Annotated in this window: 11 protein-coding genes; 5 read left to right on the forward strand and 6 right to left on the reverse strand. The window is 68.2% G+C overall.

Features of this window, described 5'->3' with window-relative positions:
- Positions 1–17 precede the first annotated feature (17 nt).
- Both AC5P68_RS10635 and tldD read left to right on the forward strand, forming a co-directional pair.
- Complete coding sequence (locus tag AC5P68_RS10635) at positions 18–3,872, forward strand: YhdP family protein (RefSeq protein ID WP_033835322.1); 3,855 nt, start codon at positions 18–20, stop codon at positions 3,870–3,872.
- A gap of 60 nt (positions 3,873–3,932) precedes the next feature.
- A complete protein-coding gene (gene tldD, locus AC5P68_RS10640) occupies positions 3,933–5,378 on the forward strand; it encodes a metalloprotease TldD (protein WP_414498104.1) in 1,446 nt (481 codons plus the stop codon).
- Between the two features lie 41 nt (positions 5,379–5,419).
- On the opposite strand, the gene yjgA is transcribed toward tldD, so the two are convergent.
- Complete coding sequence (gene yjgA / locus AC5P68_RS10645) at positions 5,420–6,007, reverse strand: ribosome biogenesis factor YjgA (protein ID WP_005414121.1); 588 nt, start codon at positions 6,005–6,007, stop codon at positions 5,420–5,422.
- A gap of 68 nt (positions 6,008–6,075) precedes the next feature.
- Between yjgA and pmbA the strand changes: the two genes are divergently transcribed.
- Both pmbA and AC5P68_RS10655 read left to right on the forward strand, forming a co-directional pair.
- Positions 6,076–7,443: a metalloprotease PmbA gene (gene pmbA, locus AC5P68_RS10650; protein ID WP_033835320.1), complete on the forward strand. Its 1,368-nt coding sequence runs from the start codon at positions 6,076–6,078 to the stop codon at positions 7,441–7,443.
- An 87-nt stretch (positions 7,444–7,530) separates the two neighbouring features.
- The gene (locus AC5P68_RS10655; RefSeq protein ID WP_005410524.1) at positions 7,531–7,905 is read left to right on the forward strand and encodes a DUF4870 domain-containing protein; all 375 of its coding nucleotides are present in this window, start codon (positions 7,531–7,533) and stop codon (positions 7,903–7,905) included.
- A gap of 81 nt (positions 7,906–7,986) precedes the next feature.
- On the opposite strand, the gene AC5P68_RS10660 is transcribed toward AC5P68_RS10655, so the two are convergent.
- From AC5P68_RS10660 to AC5P68_RS10680, 5 genes are all read right to left on the reverse strand, one after another.
- Positions 7,987–8,865 (reverse strand): polyprenyl synthetase family protein, encoded by an 879-nt coding sequence (locus tag AC5P68_RS10660; protein WP_033835318.1) that lies wholly within the window; start codon positions 8,863–8,865, stop codon positions 7,987–7,989.
- A complete protein-coding gene (locus AC5P68_RS10665; RefSeq protein WP_005410522.1) occupies positions 8,855–9,115 on the reverse strand; it encodes an exodeoxyribonuclease VII small subunit in 261 nt (86 codons plus the stop codon). The genes AC5P68_RS10660 and AC5P68_RS10665 overlap by 11 nt, the downstream gene beginning before the upstream one ends.
- Before the next feature lie 36 nt (positions 9,116–9,151).
- Positions 9,152–10,438, reverse strand: coding sequence for a tRNA lysidine(34) synthetase TilS (tilS, locus tag AC5P68_RS10670; RefSeq protein ID WP_414498103.1), 1,287 nt, complete (start codon positions 10,436–10,438; stop codon positions 9,152–9,154).
- Positions 10,439–10,978: 540 nt separating this feature from the next.
- A complete protein-coding gene (locus AC5P68_RS10675; protein ID WP_033835317.1) occupies positions 10,979–11,524 on the reverse strand; it encodes a WG repeat-containing protein in 546 nt (181 codons plus the stop codon).
- Positions 11,521–13,227, reverse strand: a complete 1,707-nt coding sequence (locus AC5P68_RS10680; RefSeq protein WP_033835316.1) for an alkaline phosphatase — start codon at positions 13,225–13,227, stop codon at positions 11,521–11,523. The genes AC5P68_RS10675 and AC5P68_RS10680 overlap by 4 nt, the downstream gene beginning before the upstream one ends.
- 153 nt (positions 13,228–13,380) lie before the next feature.
- Between AC5P68_RS10680 and AC5P68_RS10685 the strand changes: the two genes are divergently transcribed.
- On the forward strand, positions 13,381–14,715 hold the full coding sequence (locus AC5P68_RS10685) for a dicarboxylate/amino acid:cation symporter (protein ID WP_005410518.1): 1,335 nt from the start codon (positions 13,381–13,383) through the stop codon (positions 14,713–14,715).
- The last annotated feature ends 34 nt before the right edge of the window (positions 14,716–14,749 follow it).

The raw sequence follows: 14,749 nt of genomic DNA on the forward strand, positions 1-14,749 counted from the left end.
CAGGCCGGCGGTGGCCGATGAGCGCGCCGCCGCGCCTGCGACTGCGAAGGATCCGCCGTCATTTCATTGCCGCCTGCGCGGTAGGCCTGGTCGGGCTGGCACTGCTGGTGGGTACCCTCAGCCAGCTGCTGCCGCTGGCCGAGCGTCACCCCGACAGGATTGCCGCCTGGCTGAGTGAGCGTGCCGGCCAGCCGGTGCATTTCGACCAGCTGCAGACGGCCTGGACCCGGCGTGGTCCGCTGCTGCAGCTGAAGGGCCTGCGCATCGGCGCCGGTCAGGGCCTGGCCATCGGCGAGGCCGAAGTGCTGGTGTCGATGTACAGCGGGATGCTGCCTGGTCGCTCGCTGACCGAGCTGCGCCTGCGTGGCCTGGCACTGGACCTGCAGCAGGGCAAGGACGGCCGCTGGTCGGTGCGTGGCCTGCCGAAGTCAGACACGGGCGGTGACCCGCTGGACGCGCTGCGCCGGCTGGGCGAGCTGCAGGTGATCGATGGCCGCTTGGGTGTGCATGCACCGGGACTGGGTATCGATACCACCCTGCCGCGTATCGATCTGCGCCTGCGCGTCAATGGCGACCGCCTGCGTGTGGGCGTGCGTGCCTGGGCGCAGACCGATGCCCTGCCGCTGACCGCAGTGCTGGACGTGGACCGCGCGCGCGGCAACGGGCAGGCCTGGCTGGGTGCCGATCCTGTTGATTTCCATGCCTGGTCGCCGTTGCTGGCAGCTGGTGGCGTGCGCCTGCGCGAAGGCAAGGGTGAGCTGAACCTGTGGCTGACCCTGCGCGACTTCGCGCCGGTGGCGCTGACCACCGATTCGGACCTGCGTGACGTGCGCGTCGACGGTGCACCGATGCCCGACGTGGCAACGCCGCGGTTGCAGCTGCAGCGCTTGCAGGCGCGCCTGCGCTGGCAGCGCCAGGCCGATGGTTGGGCGCTGCAGGTACCGCGCCTTCGTTTGAAGACCGAAGACGGCGAACAACAGCTCGATGGCCTGCAGTTGCAGGTTGGCAGGCAGCTGCGGGTGAGTTCCGGCGAAGTACAGGCCGGTACGGCGCTGCGTGCGCTGGCGCTGAGTGATCGCCTCGAGCCAGGCCTGCGCCATTGGTTGTTCCTGTCCAAACCGCAGCTGGATGTGCGAGAGCTGCAACTGGCCGGCGAACGTGATGGCCCGTTGCGGGCACAGGGCGAGCTGCAGTCGCTGGGCTTTGCCAGCGTTGGCAATTCTCCGGGTCTGCGCGGCCTGGGGGGACATTTCGAGGGCGACGCCGATGGCTTCAGCCTGCAGCTGCAACCGCAACGGCAGCTGCAGTTCGATTGGCCCACCGGCTTCGGCGTGCGGCACGACCTGCACCTGGCTGGACAGATCGTGGGCTGGCGTGACGAGGGCGGTGGCTGGCGTATCGGCACTGCGGCGATGCGCGTGGAAGGCACCGACTACGCGGCCGATGTGCGCGGTGGTGTCTGGTTCCAGGGCGACGGCACGCGGCCCTGGCTGCAGTTGGCGGCCAAGCTGGACGATGTGCCGATGACGGCGGCCAAGCGCTTCTGGATCCACTCCAAGATGAGCAAGGGCGCCACCGACTGGCTGGACATGGCGCTGGCCGGCGGCCAGGTGCGCAATGGCATCGGCCTGGTCAGCGGTGACCTGGACGATTGGCCGTTCGACAACAACGATGGCCGTTTCGAGGCCACCGGCCATATCACCAACGGCGACATCCGCTTCCAGCACGACTGGCCGCTGATGCGCCAGGTCGACGCCGATATCGCCTTCATCGGCCCCGGCTTCGACATGCATGGGCGCGGGGACCTGGCCGGTGTAGCGGTGCAGAAGTTCGAGGCGGGCATCCAGGACTTCGGGCAGCAGCCGCTGTACGTGCGTGCCGATGCGCAGAGCGAGGCCGGCAGACTGCTGGCAATGCTGCGGCAGAGCCCATTGCACAAGGACTATGGCGACACCCTGGACAACCTCACGGCTGCGGGCCCGGCGCATGTGACCTTCGACCTGCTGCAGCCGCTGCACCACGATGAAGGCGGCGGTCACCTGCAGGGCACGGTCGACCTCAATGGTGTGAAACTGGTGGACAAGCGCTTCCAGCTGGCCTTCGACAACATGCATGGGCAGGCGCGCTACAGCAATGGTGGCTTCGGTGCCGAGGAACTGGCGGTGCGCCACCTCGGCCAGGACGGCCGCCTGAGCCTGCGTGCCGGCGGCTACGTGCACGACAGCAGGCTGGCGTTCGAGTCGCAGCTGACGGCCAACCTCGACGCCGGTGTGCTGATTGACCGCGCCCCGGAAATGGCGTGGCTCAAGCCCTATATCGCGGGTAACTCTCCCTGGACCATCGCGGTCAACCTGCCCAAAGTCGCACCGGGAGCGCCCGCACCGCCCAGCGAACTGCGCCTGAGTTCGGATCTGGTGGGAACCCGCCTGGACTTGCCGGCACCGCTGGACAAGCCGGCCACCGAGCCGCTGGCGACCACGGTGGCCGCGCAGCTGCCGATGGGCGCTGGTCGCATCGATGTGGCCTTTGGCCAGCGTCTGGCCCTGGCCGCGCGCAGCCACAACAACCGCACCGGTGTGCAGGTCACCCTGGGCAGCGACCATGCCGATCGCGAGCCGCCGCCCAGCGGACTGTCCGTCAATGGCCGCAGCCCGACTCTGGATGCGCTGGAGTGGATCAGTCTGGCCCGTGGTGGCAACGACGATGACGGCATGCCGCTGCGTGCAGTGGACGTGCAGGTCGGCAAGCTGATGCTGATCGGCGGCGTCTTCGAGCAGACCCGGTTGCAGCTGCAGCCGGGACCGCAGGCGCTGGACGTGCGCCTGGATGGACCTTCGCTGGCCGGTCGCCTGACCGTACCCAACGCCGAAGGAGGCACCATCAGTGGCCGACTCGACCGTGTGCACTGGCAGTCGCTGCCGCCGGCGCCGGGCGCGGCCGCGCCAGCCCGGGTGCAGGCCGGCGCCAACGACATGGACCCGGCCAAGCTGCCGCCGTTCGCGCTGGACATCGCCGACCTGAAGTTCGGCAAGGTGGTGCTGGGCCAGGCGGTGCTGCGTACGCGGCCGCTGGCCAATGGCCTGAACGTGGACGAGCTGCGCTTCCGCGCGCCCGACCAGGAAATCGACATCAGCGGTCGCTGGCTGGGTCGCACCGGTGGTGCCCGCACCGAGCTGACCGCGCAGGTGCGCAGCGAGGACCTGGGCGGCCTGATGCAGAACCTCGACTACGGCGGCCAGCTGCGTGGCGGCTCTGGCCAGGCGCAGCTGCAGGCCTCCTGGAGCGGGGGGCCGTCGGACTTCCAGCTGGCCAATCTGCAGGGCAGCCTTGATCTGCACGCGCGTAATGGCCAGCTGCTGGAGCTGGAGCCGGGCGCTGGCCGTGTGCTGGGCCTGCTCAGCGTGACCCAGCTGCCGCGGCGCCTGATGTTCGACTTCCGCGACTTCTTCTCCAAGGGCTTCGCGTTCAACCAGGTCGACGGCAGCGTGCAGTTCGGGCAGGGCATGGCCCGCACCGACAAGGTACTGATCGAGGGCCCGGCGGCGAACATCACCATCCGCGGCCAGGCCGACCTGCGCAACCAGCGGTTCGACCAGACCATCGATGTCAACCCGCGCGCCGGCAACCTGCTGACGGTGGTCGGCGCGGTGGCCGGTGGCCCGGTGGGCGCGGCGCTCGGCGCGGCCACCAATGCGGTACTGTCCAAACCGCTCGGCGAGATCGGCGCCCGCACCTACAAGGTGACCGGTCCATGGAAGGAGCCGAAGGTGGAAGTGATCGAACGCAGCCGCGACAAGACCCCGCCAGCGCCCGCGCCGCGCCCGGCCCCGGCCGTTCCGCCGCCCGTTACCGACCTGCCACGCTCACGCTGAGCGTGGACCTCCTGTTCACGGGGCTTGCCTGAGCGCCCCAGCACCCCCAGATCGAGAACCATGACTGATATCGCCCTGACGCTTGCCCAAGATCGCCTGCTGCGCCCCGGCGGGCTGGATACCGATGGCCTAGAGCGCACCTTCGGCCAGCTGCTCGGCCCCGGTGTGGACTTCGGCGACCTCTATTTCCAGCACGCCCGCCGCGAGAGCTGGAGCGTGGAAGACGGCATCGTCAAGGACGGTGCCCATTCCATCGAGCAAGGCGTGGGCGTACGGGCGATGTCCGGCGAGAAGACCGGATTCGCCTACTCCGACGACATCCATGCCGACGCGCTGCTGGCCGCGGCGCAGTCGGCGCGTGCGATTTCGCGCGAGGGTGGCGCGCAGTCCGGGCGCTCGCTGCTGCGCGGCAATTCACGCGCGCTGTATCCGGCGCTGGATCCCATCGATGGCGTCGGCAACGAGGCAAAGGTCGAGGTGCTGAAGCGCCTGGACGGCTACCTGCGTGCCGCCGACCCGCGCGTGAAGCAGGTGATGGTGAGCCTGTCCGGCGGCGTGGACACGGTGCTCATCGCGCGCAGCGACGGCGTGCTGGGCGCTGACGTGCGCCCGCTGGTGCGCCTGAACGTGCAGGTGATCGTCGAACACAACGGCCGCCGCGAGTCCGGCTATGCCGGTGGCGGTGGCCGCTATGGCTACGGGGAACTGTTTGCTGATGGCCGCCCGGAAGCATTTGCGCGCGAGGCCCTGCGCCAGGCGCTGGTGAACCTGGACGCCGTGCCGGCGCCGGCCGGCGTGATGCCGGTGGTACTGGGACCTGGCTGGCCCGGCGTGCTGCTGCATGAAGCGGTCGGCCACGGCCTGGAAGGCGACTTCAACCGCAAAGGCACCAGCGTGTACGCCGGCCGCATCGGCGAACGCGTGGCGGCACCGGGCGTGACCATCGTCGACGATGGAACCCTGGACGGGCGTCGCGGTTCGCTCAACATCGACGACGAAGGCCACCCGAGCCAGTGCACCACGCTGATCGAGGACGGCATCCTGGTCGGCTACATGCAGGACAGCCTCAACGCACGCCTGATGGGCATGGCACCGACCGGCAACGGGCGTCGCGAATCGTTCGCGCACCTGACCATGCCGCGCATGACCAATACCTACATGCGCGCCGGCCAGCACGACCCGCAGGAAATGATCCGCTCGGTGAAGAAGGGCCTGTATGCAGTGAACTTCGGCGGCGGCCAGGTCGACATCACCAGCGGCAAGTACGTGTTCTCGGCCACCGAGGCCTACCTGATCGAGGATGGCCGTATCACCGCGCCGGTGAAGGGAGCGACCCTGATCGGCAACGGTCCGGAAACCATGCAGAAGGTGCGCATGGTCGGCAACGACCTGGCCCTGGACGAGGGCGTCGGCATCTGTGGCAAGGACGGGCAGAGCGTGCCGGTGGGTGTCGGCCAGCCGTCGCTGTTGCTCGAGGGCATCACCGTCGGCGGTACCCAAGCCTGAGCCGGGCGATGGCCAGCGCCACCGCCCGCTCCGGCGCGGACTCAGTCCTCGTCGGCCTCGTCGGCTTCGACGTGGCCAGCGTCTTCGGCGCTGGCCTTCAGGCCGAGCGCCGCCGGCAGCATCAGTGCGCGCAGCACCTGGTAGATCTCGCGATAGGCACGCGGCGGCTTGTTCTTCGCCTTCTCGGCCTGCGCATTGCGCACCAGCGTGCGCAGCTGCTGGCGGTCGGCCTGCGGGTAATCGTCCAGCAGGGCGGCCAGCGCCTTGTCACCTTCGGCCAGCAGGCGCTCGCGCCAGTCTTCCACGCGGTGCATCATCGCCACTTCGCGGCGGCCGGTTTCGCTGTTGGCATCCAGCGCATCGCGGATCGCATCCAGCGTGGCTTCTTCTTCGCGGCGCATGTGCTTGGCCAGGAACGCCAGCTGGCGCTTGTGGGCGATGTGCGCGGTGATGCGCTTGCACTCGGCGATGTGCGGCAGCAGGTCTTCCGGGATCGGCAGGCGCGCCAGCTGGGCCGGTGTCAGCGACACCAGTTTTTCGCCCAGGGCCAGGACGTCGAGCGCGTCGCGCCGGTTCTGGCTGCGGCTCTTGTCGTGGAATTCACCGGTTTCTTCGTCGCGTCCGCGCATCGTCCATACCTGATTTCAAAAAAAGTCGCCCGGCGTGATGCCGGGCCCAACCCGTACAGGATAAAGCATTGAACGTGATCGCCCCTGAAGCCGCCGTCGGCGACGACAGCCCGGCCCGGCTGGAACGGCTGGCCGACCTCTCCCAGCAGCTGCTCGACCGTGCCCGCGCGCTGGGCGCCAGCCAGGCCGAAGTCAGCTGCAGCGAAGACCGCGGGCTGGAGGTGAATGTCCGCCTCGGCGAGGTCGAAACCGTGCAGTCCACCCGCGACCGCGGCATCGCCGTCACTGTGTATTTCGGCCAACGCAAGGGCAGCGCAAGCACCGGCGACCTGAACGAGGCCAGCCTGGCGGCCACGGTCGAGCAGGCCTGCGCCATCGCCCGGCATACCGAAGATGACGCGGCCGCCGGCCTGGCCGAGGCGGCCCTGATGGCCACCCACTTCCCGGACCTGGACGGCTGGCACCCGTGGGCGCTGCAGGCCGACGAGGCGGTGGACCTGGCCTTGGCTTGCGAAGCCGCAGGCCGTGAGGCCGATGCGCAGATCCGCAATTCCGACGGCGCCTCGGTGTCGAGCATGCAGAGCCTGTCGGTCTATGCCAATTCGCATGGTTTCATCGGCCGTGAGCGCGGCACCCACCATTCGGTCGGTTGTGCGCTGATCGCCGGGCAGGGCGATGGCATGCAGCGTGACGGCTGGTACACCAGTGCGCTGGCTCGCGAGGACCTGGAGGACGTCGACCTGGTCGGACGTCGTGCCGCCGAGCGTACTGTCGCCCGCCTGCAGCCACGATCGCTGGCCACCGGCAGCATGCCGGTGCTGTTCGCCCCGGAAGTGGCGCGCAGCCTGGTCGGGCACCTGCTGTCGGCGGTGTCCGGCGGTGCTCTGTATCGCCAGGCCAGCTTCCTGCTGGACAGCGTTGGCCAGCGCCTGTTCCCGGAATGGATGCAGATCGAGGAGCTGCCGCACCTGAGTCGTGGCCTGCGCTCGGCCGCCTTCGATGGCGACGGCGTGGCCACGCGCGCCTCGGCTCTGGTCCGGGACGGCGTGCTGCAGCGCTATGTGCTGGGCAGCTACTCGGCACGCAAGCTGGGCCTGCAGACCACTGCCAATGCCGGTGGCGTGCACAACCTGCAGTTGGCCGCCAATGCAGGCCCGCTGCACGCCATCGCCCGGCAGATGGGCGATGGCCTGCTGGTGACCGAGCTGATGGGGCAGGGCGTGAACGGCGTGACCGGCGACTATTCGCGTGGCGCGGGTGGCTTCCGGGTCGAGAACGGCGAGATCCAGTACCCGGTGGACGGCATCACCATCGCCGGCAACCTGCGCGAGATGTTCAGCAGCATCGAGGCGGTCGGCAGCGACGTCGATCCCCGTTCGCACATCCGGACCGGTTCGATCCTGTTGGGGCGGATGACCATCGCAGGTAATGATTGATGCCGTCGATGGCGTAAGCTATGCCCGCCTGACGCAATCAGCTGGGTGCTGGTTGGTCAAGACCACCCAATGAAAAGGAGTTTTGTCGTGAGTGAATTCGATAACGTCCCGCCGCCGCCACCGGCCACCGCCGACGTTCCGGCCGACCAGCGCACCATGGCCCTGGCCGCGCACCTGCTGGGCATCTTCACCGGCTTCATCGGCGCGCTGATCATCTGGCTGATCAACAAGGACGATGCTGGCAAGGCCTTCGTGACCGACCAGGCCAAGGAAGCCCTGAACTTCCAGATCACCGTGACCATCGCCATGGTCATCAGCATGATCCTCACCATCGTGATCATCGGCGTGTTCCTGGCCCCGATCGTCGGCATCATCAGCCTGGTGTTCAGCATCATCGCTGCGGTCAAGGCCAACAACGGCGAAGCCTACCGCTACCCGTTCGCGCTGCGCCTGATCAAGTAAGATCGTCCGCACGCGGAACTGAAAACGCCCGGCACTGCCGGGCGTTTTCGTGTGCGGGGAATGCCGGGCCGCGTGCAGCGATCAGTGATCGCGTTCCACCGCCAGCGTCGCCAGCGCGCGCAGCGCGTCGGCTTCCTCGCCATACCCGGCCAGGATCGACTGCATGCGGGCTGCGAGCTCGTGCAGCTGGGCCTTTGCGCCGTCCATGCCAAGCAGGGCGGGGAAGGTGCTCTTGTCCTGCGCCTGGTCCTTGCCGGCAGTCTTGCCCAGCTGTTCGGAACTGGCTTCGACATCGAGGATGTCATCGCGGACCTGGAAGGCCAGGCCGAGTGCATCGGCGAAACTGTCGAGCTGGGCCAGCTGCGGTTCGTGGGCCTGGCCGCACAGCGCGCCCATGCGCACTGCCGCGCGGATCAGCGCGCCGGTCTTCAGCGCGTGCATGCGGGTCAGCGCCGCCAGCGTCTGCTGCTGGCCGGTGGCATCGATGTCCAGCGCCTGGCCGCCACACATGCCGGACGCGCCGGAGGCGTGGGCCAGGGTCTGCAGACAGGCGACGCGCAGGGTAGCCGGCAGCGGCGCATCGGCCAGCAGGCCGAAGGCGCGGGTCTGCAGGGCGTCGCCAGCAAGGATCGCGGTGGCTTCGTCGAAGGCGACGTGGGTGGTGGGCTTGCCGCGACGCAGGGCGTCGTCATCCATCGCCGGAAGGTCGTCATGCACCAGCGAATAGGCATGGATCAGCTCGACGGACATGGCCGCCGCATCCAGGCTTTCCGGCTGCGCACCGAACAGGTGACCACTGGCGTAGACCAGCAGGGGCCGCATGCGCTTGCCGCCACCAAGCACCGAATAGCGCATGGCCTGATGCAGGCGCTGCGGTGCCTCGGCAGGCGAGGGCAGGGCGGCATCGAGCTGGCTTTCGATACGGTCGCGCCAGCGCGCGAACAGAACCTCAGCCGTCATGGCTGGGCGGGTCGAAGGGCTCGGAGGCTTCCGGCTGCGCCGGATCACTGAGCAGGCGCACGCGCAGTTCGGCCTGCTCCAGCGCCTGCTGGCACTGGCGGTACAGGCCGACACCACGCTCGTAAGCACTGAGCGAAGCTTCCAGGCTCAGCTCGCCGGTTTCCATCTGCTCCACCAGCTGCTCCAGCGATTCGAGCGATTGCTCGAACTGGGCGACGGGGGAGGCGTTTTCGGGGGACTTCTTGGCCATGCGGCAAGTGTGGACGGGCCGCGCGCGGGGGTCAATTCACCAGCCGCCCGGGCGCCACTGCAACTGCGCGTCATGCGCCTGCAACCAGGCCTGCAGCGGTGCGGCGATGACCAGGTCGGCGGCGGCCAGCAACTGCGGGCCATCAAAGATCAGCGGCAGCTGCGCGCGTCGCCAGGGGGCGAGGTGCTCGCGTTGCAGGCAGTCCTTCAGCGCGTGCGAATGCTGGCGACCCGGCAGCAGGATGCGCTCGCCGCCCACGCGTGCACGGACCTGCAGTGGCTGTTCGAAAGCGCCGGCGCCCAGCAGGCTCAGCTGGCCGCCGTCGGGCAATGGCAGCGGTGCACGGCCGTCCCACACGGCCTGCCAGTCGAGGGGCAGCGAGGGCAGCCGGGCCGGCAGCAGATAGGCGTGGTCGCGCCATTGCTGGATCACGTGCTGCTGCCAGCGCACACGCGCCTGGCGGTCGGTGTCGGCTGGCAACAGCTCCTCCAGCGCCTGCTGCAACACCGAGGCCGGCAACGGTGCCGCATCATGGCCCAGCACCCACGCGCGCAGCACGCGTGCCGCGCGGCGCGGCGACATCTGGCGCAGCAGTTCCAGTGACAGCACGCGCGGTGCCACTTCCAGATGCGCGATCAGCTCGGCATCTTCCTCGTCCAGCAGTTCGCGGGTCTGCCGGCAATGCGTCGCGCTGCCCGCCAATGCTGCAGCCGCATGCGGCCAGCGCTGGCGCAGCAACGGCAACACCTGCAGGCGCAGGAAGTTGCGATCGGCGTGGTCTTCCGCGTTGCTGGGGTCTTCGATCCAGCGCAGCGCGTGCTGGCGCGCGTAGTCGAGCAGTGCACTGCGTGGTACCGCCAGCAGCGGGCGCCACAAGGGATGTTCGCCAAGGCGGCTGTGCGTGGACATCGCCGCCAGGCCATCGACGCCAGAAGCGCGCAGGGCGCGCAACAGGAAGGTCTCGGCCTGGTCGTCCTGGTGCTGCGCCAGTGCCAGCGTTTCGCCTTCGCGCAGCTCAGCCGCGAACGCGGCACGTCGTGCCTGTCGCGCGGCACCTTCGGTGCCCAGGCCTGTGCCGTTCTCGACCTGCACGCGGTGCACGGCCAGCTCAATGCCCCAGGCGTCGCATTGCTGCCGGCAGTGCAGCACCCAGTCATCCGCATCGGGTTGCAGGCCGTGATGCACGTGCACCGCGCGCAGGGCGCTGCCGGAGGTCTGCGCGCAGCGCCACAGCCAGTGCAGCAGCACGGTGGAGTCGACGCCACCGCTGTAGCCCACCAGCAGCGGCGCATCCAGCGGAACGAGGGCAGGGAAGGCAGTCACGGTGGCAAGTATAGGGTGGGGTTTACTTGGCAGGGCTGCGCCCTGCACCCGCTACGAGCCAGAGCAACAGCAACAGCAACGGCAGAAGCTGGTTTCCTGAAGGTTGGCGGGGTGGGTCCGGTTGCGGGAGACGCCGTAAACCCGTCCCTGGGGGCTTGGCCGCGGCATCCATGCCGCGGACACTCCCGCAACCGGACCCACCCCGCCTTCGACAGTTTCCTTCGAACTGTCGGGTTGCTCATGGGGTCAGATCCGTTTTCCTGCGGAAAACGGATCTGACCCCGGATTCAATTCGATATCTGACAGATACGATCCACGCAAAGCGTGGATGGTCCAACCGTCACCGGAAAACTGTCGGGGGTGGGGCGGTGTGGGTGGGCAGGACCGTTGGCGCCATGGATGGCGCCATCGAGCCCCCAGGGATGGGTTTACGGCGTGTCCTGCCCACCCACACCGCCCCACCCAACTCACAGAAAACCAGAGCCGCTTTTGATCTTGCTTTGGCGTCTGCAGGTGCAGGGCGCAGCCCTGCCGAAAACCCTACTTCACCCGACGACCCGAACGGTCGATGCGGAACCACTCTCCGCCTTCCATCGGCGTGTGGCCATCGGCATCCGGCGTACCACGACGGCAACCATTGCAGACCTCGGCCACGCCGTCCTGGAACGGCCATGCGAAATCGAAGGTGCCGGGCACCACCTGGCGGAACGTCAGGTCGAAGTAGCCCACGCGGTTGCCGACGCGAGCGCGCAGCAGGCCTTCCTGCGGCGTTTCCGGGCCGTTGTCCCAGGTCAGCACCGGCAGGCTGCGGCCCTTGCGGTCGACGTAGTGGAAACCCTGGTCGGCGTACACCACTGCCAGGCCGTGGTCGTCGTAATTCAGGGCCTTCAGCGTGTCGGCACTGATCTTCGGCCGGTGATCGATCACCTCGCAGTTGGGCAGTGGCCACAACCCGTGTTCATCGGTCAGCAGCTTGCATGCCGGTGCCTGTGCCGCTGCAGTGGCGCTGACCAGCACGCCTAGCAGGGCCAGCGACCGCGCGAAGCGGCCGCTGGCAGCGTCAGGGCGGGCCTGCCGTGCGATCACTTGGCCTCGGCCTTGCGCTCGAACGCGGTCGGTGCCGGCAGCTGCACCGGCACGCCCTTGTCATCGCAGGTGCCGGCCTGGCACAAGCGCTCGCGCAGGGCCGGGGTGGCCTGCACGATCATGTGATAGATCGCGTTCTGTTCCAGCGTGCCGCGGATCGCCTTGCTGCCCGGGCCGCGTGCCCAGATACCGACGTCTTCGCCGCCGTGCGATTCGGACTTCATCGGCACCAGTGCTTCCTGCATGTAGTCCGGATGCTCGGTGTCGACCTCGCGCAGGTTCGGGCGGCCGTTGGCCGGTTCGAAGCTGCTCGGGTTGTGCGGGTAACGCTTCGGGCCGGCCGGCTGCTGGTTGCTGCTGCCGGTGTGGCCCGGGCCGTTGGCATAGCTCAGGGTGGTGTACGGCTGGCCGGTGCCGTCCAGGGCGTAGTCCAGCTTGCCGGCGCCGTCTTCGCCGCCCTTGTCCTTCACCTTGCCCAGGATCGGGTTGCCACGTGCCGGGTAGCCGACGAAATTCAGCGTGTGGGAGTGGTCGGCGGTGACGATGATCAGGGTGTCGTCGGCGGAGGTCAGTTCGTTGGCCACGCGCACTGCGTCGGACAGGGCCACGGTCTCGGTCAGTGCACGGTAGGCATTGCCGCTGTGGTTGGCGTGGTCGATGCGCGCGCCTTCGATCATCAGCACGTAGCCTTCCTGGTGCTTCGACAGATTCTTGATCGCTGCGGCAGTCAGTTCGGCCAGGCTCGGCTCGCCGCCCGGATCCTGCGGGCGCTCGTACTCGTAGCGCATGTGGTCCGGCTCGAACAGGCCGAGGATGGCCGGCGCGTTGGCGGCGGCGGCCAGCTGCTTGCTGTTCCACACGTAGGCACCCTGCGGGTGCGCCTGCTGCCATTCCTGCACCAGGCTGCGGCCATCCAGGCGCTGGCCGACCTTGTCGTCGTACTCCGGATCGCGCTCTTCAACGGTGGTGAACTCACCGCGGCCGCCACCGAGGGCGACCAGGGGGCCGCGGCCATAGCGCGAGGTCGACAGCAGCTGCTGGGCGATGTCCTTGCAGCCGGCCGCCTTGGCGGCTTCGGTCAGGTCGGTGTCGTTTTCCCAGTTGCGCTCGGGCGAGTGCGCGTAGGTGGCGGCCGGGGTGGCGTGGGTCAGGCGTGCGGTGGACACCACGCCGGTGGCCAGGCCGGCGCTGTCGGCCAGCTGCAGCCAGGTCAGCAGGCCCTTGGACAGGCTGTCGGCACAGTCCGTGCGGCTGCCGGCGCTGACGCCGATCGCACCCATGTGGGTCTTCACGCCGGTGGTGATGGCGGTCATGGTGCCGGCCGAATCGGGCGTCTGCGAATCGGTGTTGTAGGTCTTGCTGAATGCCGTGGCCGGGAAGCGCTCCCAGGACAGCAGGTTCTCTTCGCCGGAGCCACCCTTCTGCTGGCCCTCGTAGATGCGCGAGGCGGCCACGGTGGTCAGGCTCATGCCGTCGCCGAGGAACAGGATGACGTTCTTGGCCTTGCCGGACATCGCACCGTTGGCGGCGGCCTGGGCGGCGCCACTGCGGTACCACCACTGCGGGGTCTCGCCGGCCGGGTGGGCGACGGGGTCGACGGCGACCTTGAGGCTGGCCGGGGCAGTGGCGGGGGTGGTGCTGGCGCAGGCGCCCAGCAGCAGGGTGGTGGCGCAGGCGGCCAACAGGGAGACGGAACGGCGCATGGACGCTGGGATCTCACAAACTGTAACGGGACGTTCATTATGCCCGCCCTCGCAAGGCACGCCGATGACACACTGATTTGCCGGCCGGGCGGTCGTTCCCCAGCCGTTGATGGGCTATCGTGCCAGCATCCCTTCCTTCCCTCTGGATTGCCTATGAAGCTGGTCTCTGCCTGGCTGCGGATTCCATTCTGGCAGCGCGTGGTCGGTGGCTTCGTGCTCGGCGCGCTGGCCGGCTGGGCGCTCGGCCCGGCCGCGGAAACGTGGTTCGGCCCGCTTGGCGAGCTGTACGTCACCCTGATCAAGATGATCGCGGTGCCGCTGGTGTTCTTCGCGGTCATCAATGCGATCTCCTCGCTGCACGGCCAGAAGTCGGTTGCCGCGCTCAGTGGCCGCACCTTCCTCTGGTTCGTGATCACCGCTGCGTTGGCGGTGTGCGTCGGCCTGGGCGTGGGCACCGTGCTGCAGCCCGGCGCCGGTGGCCTGCAGCTGACGATGGCCAGCAATTACGTGCCGCGCGAAGTGCCCAGTGTGGTGCAGGTGCTGCTTGACGTGGTGCCGGCCAATGTCTTCTATGCGCTGTCCGGTATCGGCACCAAGGTCAACGCGGCCGGCGAAACCGTGCTGGCCGCCGGCCGTGGCTCGATCCTGCCGGTCATCTTCTTCGCTGGCCTGGTCGGCTTCGCCATCGTCAAGCTCGGCGAGAAGGTGACCGAGGCGCGCAAGCTGGTCGGCCAGATGAGTGACATCATGATCCAGGTGACCCGCTTCGTGCTGGAAGTCACCCCGATCGGCACCTTTGGCCTGATCGCCGGCCTGGTCGGCAGCTACGGGTTCGAGAAGCTGCTGCCGCTGGGGCATTTCGTGCTGGCCCTGTACGTGGCCTGCGCCCTGCACATCGTGGTGGTGTACAGCGCACTGCTGCTGGCGCACGGACTGAACCCGCTGAAGTTCTTCCGTGGTGCGGCACCGGGCATGCAGGTTGCGTTCGTCAGCTCTTCCAGCTTTGCGGCGATGCCGGTGGCACTGCGTTCGATCACCCACAACCTGGGCGTGAACAAGGATTACGGTTCGTTTGCGGTGCCGCTGGGCGCCAGCATCAAGATGGACGGCTGCGGTGCCATCTACCCGGCGCTGTGCGCGGTGTTCATCGCGCAGTACAGCGGTGTGCCGCTGACCCCTGAACAGTACGTGGTGGTGCTGATTGCTTCGGTGCTGGGCAGCTTCGGTACGGCCGGTGTTCCGGGTACCGCGGTGATCATGGCTACGGTGGTGCTGAGCGCGGCCAACCTGCCGTTGGAGACGATCGGCTACCTGTATGCCATCGACCGCATCCTCGACATGATGCGCACGATGACGAACGTGACCGGCCAGATGCTGGTGCCGGTGATCGTGGCCAAGGAAACCGGGCTGCTCGACCAGGCGGTGTATGACAATCCGTCCAGCAATGTGGGTGTGGACGACCCCGATCCGACGCCGCCACGCGGCTGAGGTTGCGTGGAGATAAAAGGCCCGCCCTGAACGG

Source organism: Stenotrophomonas sp. YJH_SMC_58 (genome assembly GCF_059369635.1).